Raw genomic sequence first — 13255 nt, 5'->3', positions numbered from 1 at the left:
TGAAAAGACGCGCGGCGCTGTAGTGTTCGCCTCGCCTGACAGGAGACGACGATGCTTGACCGGATAGCCGGTTTTTTCAGGCTGATCGGCCGGACGATCGGTCGCTGGGCCCGCCTGTTTTCCGCCTGGGCCTTCTGGCCCTTTCTTGCCGCGCATGGCTGGTATCAGCGCCGGAGCTGGATGATCCGACTGCCGGTCATCGCGCTCGTGGCGCTCTTCGTCGTGCTCTACGGCTATTTCTTCTGGCAGACGCAGGTCTGGTCGAATTTCAACACCGCCTTTGTCGACCAATACCGGCTTTCCGAGCGCAAGGTTGCCGCCGGCCAGGAAGTACCGGTCGCCGAGGGAAGCAACGCTACGGCGGGCAAGAGCTGCCAGCGTTCGGCGATCGTCGACGTGACGGCTGACCTGACCGACTTCAACGTCAACCAGAACGCATGGATATCCTCCATGCTGCTCTATAAAATGGGCTTTTTCGGCATCGACTGGGATCACACGCCCTTCCTCGACAACAAGGCGTCGTTCCAGCGCGGCATCAACCAGGCGGTCCGGCGGACGTCGGCGGAGCTAGTCGATACGCTGGGGCGCGTGCGCGGCACCTCTGGTATCAACAACGATCTGCAAAGTGCCCGCGGCAACCTGCAGTTCGACGAACATAGCTGGTATTTCGGGCTCAATCCCTTCGGGCCGAAGACGCCGACGCCCTCTTATTACCGCGCGGCGATCGGCAGCCTGCGCAAGTTCAACACCGATCTTTCCGCGTGCAATGTGATTTTCGACGGCCGCGCCGACAACCTCATGCAGTTCATCGACCGGATTGCCAACGATCTCGGAGGCACGTCCGACATGCTCGCCGAGCGCTCGGAAAATCACAATCGCGGCTGGTTCGATACGCGTGCCGACGACCGGTTCTGGTTCGCCTACGGCCAGCTCTACGCCTATTACGCCATCCTTGCCGCCGCGCAGGCGGATTTCTCGCAGGTGGTGCAGGAGCGCAATCTCGGCGCGGTCTGGGGCAGCACGATGCGGCAGTTTCAGGCGGCATTGCGCATCCAGCCGGCGATCATCTCGAACGGACGCGAGGACGGCTGGATCATGCCGAGCCATCTCGCCACCATGGGCTTCTATATTCTCAGGGTGCGCTCGAATATTGTGGAGATCCGCTCGGTGCTCGACCGCTAAAGCGCGTCGCGATCATCCAGATTCGCTCCTCGCGCTTTAGCTCCTTTTTGCGCATGTCGTTGCCGCAGAACCGCTGCACACTTGTGCGCGACATGTCTTAGACCCCGTGGAGTCAGCGGGGTCTCGTATCGTCCTCGAAGCCGACGATGCGCAGTTTCTCGACGAACTCATAGGTCACGCCGACGATGCCGCCGCCGCTTTCACCGTCCCGGAAGCGGCCGACGCTGCGCACCAGCTTGTGGCCGCCAAGCCGGTTGTCGACGCGGTATACGAAATGGAAGCCGACGCCGTGAAGGCTCGCTTCTTCGAAGGTCTGGGCGACCAGGCCGCGGTCATCCTCGTGGATGCGCGACATCAACTCGGTCAGATTGACGGGACCGACGCTGTAGGGGAGGTCGAAGATCGTGTGCACATCCTCGCTTGCAAAGAAATGTCCCGTCTCGATGTCGATCCGCCAGAAGCCGAAAAGGCGATAGGCCGCAAGCATCTGGACGATTTCCGCATCGGTGATGCCAATGTGGGCTCGGGATTGCTCCACCTTGTCAATGAGGGGCTGTTCGAAGCGAAGAGACACGTTTCCCCCAGATCACGGGTCCCCCAGATCACGGGACGACGTCCTGACTCTCTTCCGATACTCAGTTGATCAGCTTCAATCGAATGGCCTTGGCGACCAGCTGGGTGCGGTTGACGCAATCGAGTTTTTTGATCGCATTCGTCATATAGGCATTCACCGTATGGTCCGAGAGCGCCAGGATCTGTCCGATTTCGATCGAGGTCTTGCCCTGGGCAGTCCAGCGCACAACTTCCAGCTCTCTGGTCGATAGCACGTTATGCGCGCATTCCTCATTCCGCTTGACTGCATTGTATGCATCGAGCGCATGCAGAATGATCATTGCCAGTTCATTGACCTCGCTCTGGCTGAGCGCGGCGCGCTCGCCGCAGAACCAGAAGACCAGGCGCTGGCCATTGGCGGTAATGGTCGGCATGGCAACGCCCGCCGGGATGGCATGGCGCAGCATCAGTGCACGCAGTTCGGCCGGGAAGGCCTGACCATTGACGGCGTCGTTGAGGTGCCAGGCAGGTGGGACGGCGGATTCCCGCAGCCGTAAGCCAAAAGGACAGCCGCGCATCATGTGGGCGCGGTCGAACTCCCTGATATAGGCGGCCGGAAGCGAACTTTCGATCAGCAGGGGTTTCAACAGGAGGTCTTCCGGGGATGGGGCGTGCATCAGCGTCGCATGCGACAATCCGAAAGCGGCAGAGACCCTGCCGAGCGCTTGGGCAAACAGGCTGCGCGTTCGGGCAGCGGCAAGTTCTGCCGAAAGCAATGACTGTCTTTCAGAGGTGGTCATGTAAGACATTTATACGCCCCGGCAGTCCCAATGTTAACGCTATCAAACACGGAAAGGCGGCCGGATGCTAGTCCCAATTGGCTTAACCTCGGCCGATTTACTCATATTGTGTAAAATTATTGACGGGAGATCGCGCTTTAGTTGAGTATCGACTTACGGATATAGCGTTTTGGTATCTTCGATTTTCCTCATGCTCATAGTCATGGGTGTCGCGCGGTGATGCAGGGAGAGAATCATCTTGGAAAGAGCTGGCGCAACAAGTGTCGAAAACCGGCTTGCTGGCGATCAATGCAATTGCTAAGCGTCGTGCCATGTATAATTGAGGCAATTTAATCGTGCGCTCTGCGATTTCTTTTTTCATGAAATCCCTGTTTCCCCTATTACTTTCTTTATTATTCCTGACCCTGCCGATCGGAGCGGCAACCTCGCAGGCCGGCGGGCAGAAGAAGCAGGCGGGGCAGCCGCCGATGCGCTTCATCCTCGTGCGCAGTCTGCTGTGCATGGAAGACTGTCCGGAATGGATATCGGCGGAGGGACGGATAACCTCCGATACCCCGGCTCAGCTCCGCAAAATTCTGAAGAAGATCGGCGACCGGAAATTGCCGATTGTCCTGCTTTCGGAGGGTGGCGAAGTCGATGCGGCCTATGCAATGGGCCGAATGATCCGCAAGGCCGGACTGGAAACAGCGGTCGGCGGCACCCGGTTGAAGGATTGCCCGGCGGAAGACATGCGTTGCGATGCTGCTGTGGCAAAGGACGGGGCCTCGCTTGGTGACACCTATTCCTATGGTGCATACTGCTTTTCCGCTTGTCCGCTGGTGTTCGCCGGCGGAACCGTGCGTGCGGCGCCGCAATGGGCGTTCATCGGCGTCCACCAGATCACCACCATCTATAGCAAGGTGCGCGTTTCCTACCGCATCGAATACAAGATCGTGAACGGCAAGAAGACGGAAATCTCCCGCAAGGAGGTTGGACGCAAATCAGCGGGGCAAAGCAGTTCGACCAAGTTGGGAAAGAAGGCAGCCGCTGCGCTCGCAGCCTATCTAAAAGAAATGGGCGTCAGCGCCGATCTGATCGGTGTGATGATGAGTGCCACGCCTGACAAAATCAACGTCGTACCGCCCGAAGACGCCCTTCGAATGGGTCTCGCAACCGACGTGCTGGCGTATAATGAATGGCCCGGCATGCCGCTTTGCGCGTTGGATGCGGCGGCTGAGGCTGTTTGTCACCGCCGTCCGGCGGCCGAAGCGCCCGCGCAGGACGCGGCAGCGGTCGCCAGCCAGACTCCGCCGGAAAGTCGGCCAATGGATTTTCTGCTGATGTATGACGGCAATTGCCAGGACGAGTGCACGCAGTGGATTTCTGCGGAAGGAGACATTACGGCGGAGACCCCGGCTCGGCTGAAGGCGATCTTGAAAATGCTTCGCGAAAGAAAGCTGCCGGTCGTCCTTCAGTCCAATGGCGGGGACATGGATGCGGCTTTCGCCATGGGGCGTATGATCCGGGCTGCTGGCCTGGAGACCTCGATTGGCAGAACGCGGTTGCCGAACTGTCCGACGCTGGATCCGCGTTGCAAGGCGAGCATGGCCAAAAGCGGGCCGACCAAGGGCGAGGTCTCCGCTGGCGGTGCATACTGCCTTTCGACCTGTACTCTCGTCTTGATGAGCGGAACGCCACGCCTTGTCGGATATTCCGATATCGGCCTCGTCAGACCCACGACGGCTAAAGAGACGAAATTCTTCGCCTATGTCGACGAGATGGGAGTCAATGCCGGGACATTCGAGACGATGGTACGTGCGGCATCGATCGAGCAAAAGACCATACCTCGTTCTCAGGCGCTCGAGCTCGGCATCATCAATGGTATCATCCCTTATGGTGACGAACCCGGTTCTCGCCTGTGCGGACCCGACGCCAAGGAAAGTCTCCGGTGCCCGAAAAAAGCTAAGGCAGGGATCGCTCCTACTGCCGCTTCGCTAAATTGATATCAGCATGCGGAGGAGAGCAATTCGGCGGTCCCGCTTTCGAGGCGCCGCTCTTCCATTCTCTAACTCTTATCCTTCAAGTCATTCTTCGACGTCGCGCTCATCAGCTTTTCCAGGAAGCCGAGCATGACGGCGGAGGCGACGAAGGCGAGGTGCATGAAGGTCAGCCACATGATCTTGCCGTCCGCATATTTGTCGGCGTTGAGGAAGACCTGCAGCAAGTGGATGGAGGAGATGGCGACGATCGAGGAGGCGACCTTGATTTTCAGGCTGCCTGAATCGAGCTTGCCGAGGAAGGAGACTTCGTTGTCGGCTTCACTGGCTTCATCGAAGCGGCTGACGAAATTTTCATAACCCGAGATCATCACCATGACGATCAGGCTCGCGACGAGGGCCGCATCGATCAGGCTGAGCATGGCAAGGATCATCTCCGCCTCGTCGAGGGCGAAGACGCCGGCGGCGATCTTCAGCAGCTTGTAGCCGAAGGAAACCGCATAGACGGCGAGCGCTGCGACCAGGCCGATATAGAAGGCGACGAGGATCCAGCGGCTCGACAGGATAATGCGCTCGATGATGAGTTCCAGTGCTTTCATATCTTCACTTTCAGAAACCGCGATCGTTGATCGCCACTTAAACGTCGGGCGTGGCGACCGCAAGGCGCAGCGCTATTCACACCTCGTCGATATTTCGCTATCCCGATGAAGAGAGAGCAAACGCCTCCGCGCCTGCGGAAGGCCGGGACGGGGAACATCCATGCCATCGATCAAAACCGATATCGAAATCGCGCGTGCTGCGGCCAAGAAGCCGATCTTCGAAATCGGGGCGAAGCTCGGCATCTCGGTCGAGCATCTCGTTCCCTACGGTCACGACAAGGCAAAGGTCAGTGCCGAGTTCATTGCCGGGCAAACGGGCAAGAGGGACGGCAGGCTGATCCTCGTCACCGCGATCAATCCGACGCCGGCGGGCGAGGGCAAGACGACAACCACCGTCGGGCTCGGCGACGGGCTGAACCGGATCGGCAAGAAAGCCATCGTCTGCATCCGCGAGGCTTCTCTCGGCCCCTGCTTCGGCGTCAAGGGCGGTGCGGCCGGTGGCGGTTATGCGCAGGTCGTGCCGATGGAAGACATCAACCTGCATTTCACCGGCGATTTCCATGCGATCACCTCGGCGCACAATCTCTTGGCGGCGATGATCGACAATCACATCTACTGGGGCAACGAAGAGAATATCGACATTCGCCGCATCACCTGGCGGCGGGTCATGGATATGAACGACCGGGCGCTCAGGAGCATGGTGTCCTCGCTCGGCGGCGTTGCCAACGGTTTCCCGCGCCAGGGCGGGTTCGACATCACCGTCGCCTCCGAGGTGATGGCGATCCTCTGCCTTGCCACCGATCTCAAGGATCTGGAGCGGCGGCTCGGCGATATCATCGTCGGCTATCGCTTCGACAGGACGCCGGTGCATGCGCGCGACCTGAAAGCCGACGGCGCCATGGCAGTGCTCCTGAAAGATGCGATGCAGCCGAATCTCGTGCAGACGCTGGAGAATAACCCGGCCTTCGTGCATGGCGGTCCTTTCGCCAACATCGCCCATGGCTGCAATTCGGTGACGGCGACGAAGACGGCGCTGAAGCTTGGTGACTATGTGGTGACGGAAGCGGGTTTCGGGGCCGATCTCGGCGCCGAGAAATTCTTCGACATCAAGTGCCGCAAGGCCGGGCTGAAGCCGGATGCAGCGGTCATCGTCGCAACCGTCCGGGCGCTGAAGATGAATGGCGGTGTGAAGAAGGAAGATCTCGGCACGGAGGATGTCGCGACGCTGAAGAAGGGCTGTGCCAATCTTGGCCGCCACGTCGCCAATGTGCGCCGGTTCGGGGTGCCGGTCGTGGTGGCGATCAACCATTTCGTCTCCGATACCGACGCCGAGATCGCGGCGGTGAAGGAATTCGTCTCCCGGCTCGGTGCCGAGGCGATCCTCTGCCGCCACTGGGCGCTGGGTTCGGCCGGCATCGAGGAACTGGCGCACAAGGTGGTGGAACTGGCCGAATCCGGTCAGGCGAAATTCCAGCCGCTTTATGGCGACGACATTTCGCTGTTCGAGAAGATCGAAATCGTTGCCTCGAAGATCTACCATGCCGGCGAGGTGACGGCCGACAAGGCGGTGCGCGACCAGTTGCAGACATGGGAGGAGCAGGGCTATGGCAAGCTGCCGGTCTGCATGGCGAAGACGCAATATTCCTTCTCCACCGATCCGAACCTGCGCGGTGCGCCGGAAGGCCACATCGTCACCGTGCGCGAGGTGCGGCTTTCGGCGGGAGCTGGCTTCGTCGTCGCCATCACCGGCGAGATCATGACAATGCCCGGCCTGCCGAAATCGCCGTCGGCGGAGCGGATTTTCCTGAACGACCAGGGTTACATCGAAGGCTTGTTCTGATCCGGCGACGGTTTGCCAAAGCGCTCGAGCAGGCGGCGCTCGCGGCGCTTTTCAAAGTCCGGATCGATGAACAGCCAGATGAAAAGGCTTTGCAGCGCCCCGAGAAACAGCATTCCGATGGCAAAGCCCCAATGCAATTCACCGGTAAAGATAAAGCCGACAGCGACGATCAGGAGAACCGCGATGACGTTCGCTATGATCTTCATTTGCCGCTGATCCCTCCACCCATTTGCAGCTTCTATCTGGTTATTTCGCTGCACGATTCAAGCGAGAATCGCAGCCGCTGAATGATCAGTGGCAATAGCGATAGCCACCCTTTCTCTCGATCACGTCGAGGTGAAAATGGGTTTCGTGAGCGGTGTCACTTTCCGGGTCGAGGACGGTGGTGAAAAAGAGGCAGCCGGCGGCGCTGACGGTGCGCTGGAAGGCGCCGGTCAGCGTCGGGTCCTCGCGGCGGGAGCGGACGGCGACATCTTCGCCTTTCTCGAAATGGAAACTTGCAATATCGATGGCATTGCCGCGGGCATGTTCAGAGATCTTGCCGGTTCCGGCGCCGTTGCGCAGGCGGCACATATAGGACGTTGCCTGGTTGACAGTCGTGAGGCGGCCCTGCTCCGGCAGGGCGGCGGTGGCTGCCGGAATAACACTCTCTTTCATCCAGCGGGCAAGGGCGAGTGCGGCCGGGCAGCGGATCGTCGCCTCCGGCTTCAGCGTGATGCCGGGCAGGGCTTCGGAAACGACGATCGGCTTGTCGATGCCGCAGCCGTTGCCGTCGTCGATGCGCGGCGCGTCCTTGAAGACAACGCCCAAGGCTTTGAGCGCGGCGGTGCATTCGGCGTGCTCGGCATCGCTTTCGGGTTCGATCGTCAGGTGCTGCTCTTCGAGTGTCTGTTCGGCAGGCGGCTTGTTGTCTTCCGCCGGCGGCTGTGGGCCTTTGCCCGGCGGCAGCGGCGGGCCCTGCATCGGTTCTGCCGGTGCGGGCTTTATTGGTTCGGGCTTTGGCCGTTCGGGTTTTGCCGGTTCGGTTTGGGGCGCCGACGGCTGGTCGGGCGCCGGTGTCTCCGGCTCCTTCACATCAGGCTTTGGCTGAGGTGCTGGCACATCATCCGGTGCCGGCGGTTCGGCCTTATCGGGCAGCGGGGTGGGGCTGGTCGTATCGCTGGTATTCGGTCGAGGTTGGGGTAAGGGGCCGTGCGGGGGCAGGCGGGCACCGGCAAGAAAGGTGGCTGCGGCCAGAAGGATCGCCAATATCGAAAGTTTTCTCAACGCATCCGTTTCCGTCATGTCGATCGCGTAGGGGTAACGCATTATGGCGGTTTTCGTTGCAATTGCGCAACGCAAGGGAGGATCGTTAAAACTTGATCATAATATTCAACATAACCTTTCAAGTTATGTTGACAAAACTTCTCATGTTTTTTATGCGGCGAAAAGAAGGCGGAATTTTGCATCGTCTTCATCCGCAAAAGCCCAGCCAGCCCCTCGAGCGTTCGACGCGCCACGACCAGCCAGCCCGGTAATCATCATGAGAGGGTAGGTTATGATCGTCCGGTATTGGCGCTCGGTGCTATTGGTCTGCACGGCAGCCGCAGTTGTTCTTCCAGTTTCGCAGTCTTTCGCGCAGAGCGCTCCGGCAACCACGCCGCAAGCGACAACGGATGACAGCACCGTTCTGCAGAAGATCGTCGTCAAGGGCAAACGCGTGGCGCCGGGCAGCGTCGCCGATACGCCGCTTGCGACGGAGATCACCCAGAAGCAATTGGAAGAGAAGCAGGTCACCAATTACGACGATATCGGCCGTAGCGTCGATGCGGGCGTGAACTATTCGCGCGGCGACGCAGGCTTCAACCTGCGCGGCCTTTCCGGTGCTCGCATCCTGACCACCATCGACGGAATTCCGATCCCTTATATTTCGAACAGCTCGCGCCAGGGCGCTTTTGCGCCTGCCAACGCCAATGGCGGTGGCGACACATTCGATTTCGATTCGCTGTCTTCGCTCGATATCGTGCGCGGCGCAGATTCGAGCAAGGGCGGTTCGGGCATGCTCGGCGGCGCCATCGTTCTCAATACGCTGGAGCCGGAGGATCTCATTCCTGAAGGCCGGGACTGGGGTGCGATCGTCAAGTCGACCTATGACAGCGAAGACAGGAGCCTTTCCGGCTCGGCTGCCGCCGCCAAGAAAATCGGCGGCACGTCGATCCTGTTCCAGGGCGGCTACCGCAAAGGCCATGAACGCGACAATATGGGCGATAACGACAGCTATGGTCGTTTCCGTACCGAGGCGAATCCGGCTGACTTCGATCAGAATAACCTGCTCTTCAAGCTGCGCCAGGACCTGGAAGGCGGCCATCGCATCGGCCTGACGGCGGAACGGTTCCGCCGCGATCTCAACACCGACCTGAGAGAGCTGCAGGGAACCGGACGCCCCTACATGATCGACAATTATGACGGCCGCGAACTGCGCGACCGCGATCGTGTATCGCTCGATTATGACTATGAAGCGCAGTCTTCAGATACGTTCTTCAGCAGTGCGCGCGCCACGCTTTATTGGCTGGATTTGAAGAAGGAAGCCGGCAGCAGGGGCCGCACGACCGCCAATGTTGCCTATGGCCGTAACAACGAGGTCGAAAACGAAACCTGGGGCTTCAGCGGCGCCGCGACGAAGGATTTCGAATATTCCGGTCTCAACCACTCTGTTCGCGTCGGCCTCGACGTCGGCGTCTCCAGCTGGAGCCAATATAGCTGGGCTCTTTGCCCCACGTCGACCACTTGCCCGTCGCTGAACAACCAGGCCGAAGTTCCCAATGTGGACAGCCAGACTCTCGGTCTTGTTGTCGAAGACAAGATCGAAATCGGCAACACCGGCTTCGCGCTGACACCCGGCTTCCGCTTCGACTGGTTCAACTACGATCCTTCGACCGGCGGCGGTTTTGCCAATAATACCGGCCTTACGCGTTTCGGTGGTCTTCGCGACCGGACGGAAGCCGCCCTGTCGCCGAAGATCCTTGCGACATACGACCTGACGCCTGATGTAGAGCTCTACATGCAGTTGTCCGTCGGCTTCCGCGCGCCCACCGTGGACGAGCTCTACAGCCGTTTCTACAACCCCACGGGTCGCTACGCCCAGCTCGGCAATCCCGATCTGGAACCGGAAATCGGCCGCGGCATCGAAGTCGGCGCCAATTTTGACACGGGTGATGTTGCCGGAAGGGTCGCGCTTTTCCACACCCGCTACCAGAACTTCATCCAGACGGTGACGAGCGTCGACGCGACCGGATTCACGGAGTTCAATTACACGAACGTGGCAGCAGCCACGATCTCGGGTATTGAAGCCAGCGCCGTCAAGACCTTCAACAACGGCATCAATCTGCATGCCTCGCTTGCCTATGCCTATGGCAGGAACGAGGAAACTACCCAGCGGCTGCGATCGGTGGCGCCGTTCAAGGCGATCGTCGGTGGCGGCTGGAGCAACGAGACCTTCGGCTTCGACCTTTCCTCGACGCTTTCGGCCGGCATGCTGACCGACCACCTCAATACGCCCGTCACCAACACCGCCGACACCACATTCGATGCGCCAGGCTACGGTGTCGTCGATCTGACGGCATGGTGGACGCCGGAGCAGATGAAGGGCCTGCGCATCCAGGGGGGTGTCTACAACATCTTCGATCAGGAGCACTACAACGCGCTCGCCGTGCGCGAGGTCAACCTGAGCTCGGCGACGGCATCGCAGCCTCGGGAGTGGTATTCCGAGCCGGGCCGTACCTTCAAGGTCTCGCTCACCAAGACGTTCTGATTGCGGATTACGCGTTCAAGGTTGGGGGCAGGGGCGGCTTTCGGGCTGCCCCTTTCATTCGCGCAATCGCCTCTTGCGCGGCGGCTGATCTCAGGCTAACAATTTTCCCATGATCAAGTCCTTGAACATTGCTGTTTGGTGGTGGGCTCGCTAAGGCGGCCTCGACCAATCGTGTCCAAAGACGACGACGAGTGAGCCGCCCGAAACTTCGAGGCGGCTTTTTTATTTATCGCCGCCTGTCGTCCGGGCCCCGATAACGGAGTGGAACAATGGTAACGATCCTGCGGGATGATGGTGCGGAAATCTACGAGACCAAGGGCGGCATATCCGTCACGCGGCAGCGGCGGGCGATCCCCTACAGCGATGCGGTCTCTTCCTATATCGACAAGCTCGACGAGCGCCGCGGTGCGGTGTTCTCGTCGAACTACGAATATCCGGGCCGTTACACACGCTGGGACACCGCCGTCGTCGATCCGCCGCTCGGCATCTCTTCCTTCGGGCGCGATGTCTGGATCGAAGCCTATAACGAACGCGGCGAAGTGCTGCTCGGCTTCGTGACCGAGCGGCTGAAAACGGTGGCCGACCTCGTGCTTGGCGCTTCCTCCGCCCGCCGTCTCGACCTCTCGGTCAAGGCACCGGACCGGGTGTTTACCGAGGAAGAGCGCTCGAAGATGCCGACGGTCTTTACCGTGCTGCGCGCCGTCACCGATCTGTTCTATTCGCAGGCGGATGCGAGCCTCGGGCTTTACGGCGCCTTCGGCTACGACATCGCCTTCCAGTTCGACGCGATCGAGCTGAAGCTGACCCGGCCCTCCGACCAGCGCGACATGGTGCTCTACCTGCCCGACGAGATCCTCGTCGTCGACAACTACGCCGCCAAGGCCTGGATCGACCGTTACGATTTCGCAAAAGGCGGCGTGACGACGGAAGGCAAGGCGCAAGACATCGCGCCGGAGCCGTTCAAGCACACGGATGCCATTCCCCCGAAGAGCGATCATCGGCCGGGCGAATATGCCGAGCTCGTCGTCAAGGCGAAGGAAAGTTTCCGCAAGGGCGACCTCTTCGAAGTCGTCCCCGGGCAGAAATTCATGGAGCGCTGCGAGAGCAAGCCTTCCGACATTTCCAAGCGGCTGAAGGCGATCAATCCGTCGCCCTATTCCTTCTTCATCAATCTCGGCCAGCAGGAATATCTGGTCGGCGCCTCGCCCGAAATGTTCGTGCGCGTTTCCGGCCGGCGGATCGAGACCTGCCCGATCTCGGGGACGATCAAGCGCGGTGACGACCCGATCGCCGACAGCGAGCAGATCCTGAAGCTCTTGAATTCGAAGAAGGACGAATCCGAGCTGACCATGTGCTCCGATGTCGACCGCAACGACAAGAGCCGCGTCTGCGAGCCCGGCTCGGTCAAGGTGATCGGCCGCCGGCAGATCGAAATGTATTCGCGCCTCATCCACACGGTCGACCATATCGAGGGCAGGCTGCGCGACGACATGGATGCCTTCGACGGGTTCCTCAGCCACGCCTGGGCCGTCACCGTCACCGGCGCCCCGAAGCTCTGGGCGATGCGCTTCATCGAGAGCCGTGAAAAAAGCCCGCGCGCATGGTATGGTGGCGCGATCGGCATGGTCGGCTTCAACGGCGACATGAACACCGGCCTGACGCTGCGCACCGTGCGCATCAAGGACGGTATCGCCGAGGTGCGCGCCGGTGCGACGCTGCTCAATGATTCTATCCCTGAAGAAGAAGAAGCCGAAACAGAACTGAAGGCCTCTGCCATGCTTTCCGCCATCCGCGACGCCAAGACCGGCAATTCCGGCAAGACCCAGCGCGATGTCGCAAGCGTCGGCAAGGGCGTCAACATCCTGCTCGTCGACCATGAGGACAGCTTCGTCCACACGCTTGCCAATTATTTCCGCCAGACGGGGGCGACCGTTTCGACGGTACGCACGCCGGTGCCGGAGGAAATCTTCGACCGGCTGGACCCGGATCTGGTCGTGCTATCGCCAGGACCCGGAACGCCGAAGGATTTCGACTGCAAGGCGACGATCAAGAAGGCCCGGGCGCGCAACCTGCCGATCTTCGGAGTCTGCCTCGGCCTGCAGGCGCTCGCCGAAGCCTATGGCGGGGAATTGCGCCATCTGGCGCTGCCGATGCACGGCAAGCCCTCGCGCATCCGGGTGCTGGAGCCGGGCATCGTCTTCTCCGGCCTTTCCAGGGAAGTGACGGTTGGCCGCTACCACTCGATCTTCGCCGATCCCTCGACGCTGCCGCGCGAGTTCATCATCACGGCGGAAAGCGAGGACGGCACGATCATGGGCATCGAACACGCCAAGGAGCCGATCGCCGCGGTGCAGTTCCACCCGGAATCGATCATGACGCTCGGCGGCGATGCCGGCATGCGGATGATCGAAAATGTCGTGGCGCATCTGGCGCGCAAGGCGAAGACGAAGGCTGCCTGAGCGCAATTCCTTCGCCTTTCCTGCGGTTGCGGGAAGGGCGGGCGTCTGCCGAAAAGT

General features: G+C 60.4%; 11 protein-coding genes. 5 read left to right on the top strand and 6 right to left on the bottom strand.

All coding sequences use genetic code 11. The features are described 5' to 3' along the window. Positions 1 to 51: 51 nt before the first annotated feature. The gene (locus tag AMK05_RS16205) at positions 52 to 1182 is read left to right on the top strand and encodes a DUF2333 family protein (RefSeq protein ID WP_064840075.1); all 1131 of its coding nucleotides are present in this window, start codon (positions 52 to 54) and stop codon (positions 1180 to 1182) included. 112 nt (positions 1183 to 1294) lie between these two features. Here the strand turns inward: AMK05_RS16205 and AMK05_RS16200 are convergent, their stop codons facing one another. The 3 genes from AMK05_RS16200 to AMK05_RS35280 form a co-directional block, all read right to left on the bottom strand. Next, complete coding sequence (locus AMK05_RS16200; protein ID WP_064840072.1) at positions 1295 to 1756, bottom strand: hypothetical protein; 462 nt, start codon at positions 1754 to 1756, stop codon at positions 1295 to 1297. Positions 1757 to 1817: 61 nt separating this feature from the next. Continuing rightward, positions 1818 to 2543, bottom strand: coding sequence for a helix-turn-helix transcriptional regulator (locus tag AMK05_RS16195; protein ID WP_064840070.1), 726 nt, complete (start codon positions 2541 to 2543; stop codon positions 1818 to 1820). A gap of 88 nt (positions 2544 to 2631) precedes the next feature. Then, positions 2632 to 2895: a hypothetical protein gene (locus tag AMK05_RS35280; protein WP_171899726.1), complete on the bottom strand. Its 264-nt coding sequence runs from the start codon at positions 2893 to 2895 to the stop codon at positions 2632 to 2634. On the opposite strand from AMK05_RS35280, the gene AMK05_RS16190 reads away from it, so the two are divergent. Next, a complete protein-coding gene (locus AMK05_RS16190) occupies positions 2870 to 4516 on the top strand; it encodes a hypothetical protein (RefSeq protein WP_064840068.1) in 1647 nt (548 codons plus the stop codon). The genes AMK05_RS35280 and AMK05_RS16190 overlap by 26 nt on opposite strands. A gap of 62 nt (positions 4517 to 4578) precedes the next feature. On the opposite strand, the gene AMK05_RS16185 is transcribed toward AMK05_RS16190, so the two are convergent. After that, entirely contained in the window at positions 4579 to 5109 is a 531-nt protein-coding gene (locus AMK05_RS16185) for a TIGR00645 family protein (protein WP_082935678.1), read from the bottom strand. A 160-nt stretch (positions 5110 to 5269) separates the two neighbouring features. Between AMK05_RS16185 and AMK05_RS16180 the strand changes: the two genes are divergently transcribed. After that, positions 5270 to 6949, top strand: coding sequence for a formate--tetrahydrofolate ligase (locus tag AMK05_RS16180; protein ID WP_064840066.1), 1680 nt, complete (start codon positions 5270 to 5272; stop codon positions 6947 to 6949). Here the strand turns inward: AMK05_RS16180 and AMK05_RS16175 are convergent. After that, positions 6928 to 7155 (bottom strand): hypothetical protein, encoded by a 228-nt coding sequence (locus AMK05_RS16175; protein ID WP_064840064.1) that lies wholly within the window; start codon positions 7153 to 7155, stop codon positions 6928 to 6930. The genes AMK05_RS16180 and AMK05_RS16175 overlap by 22 nt on opposite strands. A gap of 85 nt (positions 7156 to 7240) precedes the next feature. Beyond that, positions 7241 to 8233, bottom strand: a complete 993-nt coding sequence (locus AMK05_RS16170; protein ID WP_064841406.1) for an extensin-like domain-containing protein — start codon at positions 8231 to 8233, stop codon at positions 7241 to 7243. A gap of 253 nt (positions 8234 to 8486) precedes the next feature. Between AMK05_RS16170 and AMK05_RS16165 the strand changes: the two genes are divergently transcribed. Together AMK05_RS16165 and AMK05_RS16160 are read left to right on the top strand one after the other, a co-directional pair. Beyond that, positions 8487 to 10739, top strand: a complete 2253-nt coding sequence (locus AMK05_RS16165; RefSeq protein ID WP_064840061.1) for a TonB-dependent hemoglobin/transferrin/lactoferrin family receptor — start codon at positions 8487 to 8489, stop codon at positions 10737 to 10739. Between the two features lie 269 nt (positions 10740 to 11008). After that, positions 11009 to 13198 (top strand): anthranilate synthase, encoded by a 2190-nt coding sequence (locus tag AMK05_RS16160; RefSeq protein ID WP_064840059.1) that lies wholly within the window; start codon positions 11009 to 11011, stop codon positions 13196 to 13198. The last annotated feature ends 57 nt before the right edge of the window (positions 13199 to 13255 follow it).

It is taken from the genome of Rhizobium sp. N324 (assembly GCF_001664485.1).
Classification (GTDB): Bacteria; Pseudomonadota; Alphaproteobacteria; order Rhizobiales; family Rhizobiaceae; genus Rhizobium.
The sequence above is the reverse complement of the archived record's forward strand: the minus strand, read 5'-3'. Positions and strand labels throughout refer to the sequence as shown.

What these genes read in the sequence shown, in the direction of transcription:
- AMK05_RS16205 (WP_064840075.1), top strand. Translation starts at nt 52, where the DNA reads ATGCTTGACCGGATAGCCGGTTTTTTCAGGCTGATCGGCCGGACGATC.
- AMK05_RS16195 (WP_064840070.1), bottom strand. Translation starts at nt 2,543, where the DNA reads ATGTCTTACATGACCACCTCTGAAAGACAGTCATTGCTTTCGGCAGAA.
- AMK05_RS35280 (WP_171899726.1), bottom strand. Translation starts at nt 2,895, where the DNA reads ATGAAAAAAGAAATCGCAGAGCGCACGATTAAATTGCCTCAATTATAC.
- AMK05_RS16185 (WP_082935678.1), bottom strand. Translation starts at nt 5,109, where the DNA reads ATGAAAGCACTGGAACTCATCATCGAGCGCATTATCCTGTCGAGCCGC.
- AMK05_RS16180 (WP_064840066.1), top strand. Translation starts at nt 5,270, where the DNA reads ATGCCATCGATCAAAACCGATATCGAAATCGCGCGTGCTGCGGCCAAG.
- AMK05_RS16175 (WP_064840064.1), bottom strand. Translation starts at nt 7,155, where the DNA reads ATGAAGATCATAGCGAACGTCATCGCGGTTCTCCTGATCGTCGCTGTC.
- AMK05_RS16170 (WP_064841406.1), bottom strand. Translation starts at nt 8,233, where the DNA reads ATGACGGAAACGGATGCGTTGAGAAAACTTTCGATATTGGCGATCCTT.
- AMK05_RS16165 (WP_064840061.1), top strand. Translation starts at nt 8,487, where the DNA reads ATGATCGTCCGGTATTGGCGCTCGGTGCTATTGGTCTGCACGGCAGCC.
- AMK05_RS16160 (WP_064840059.1), top strand. Translation starts at nt 11,009, where the DNA reads ATGGTAACGATCCTGCGGGATGATGGTGCGGAAATCTACGAGACCAAG.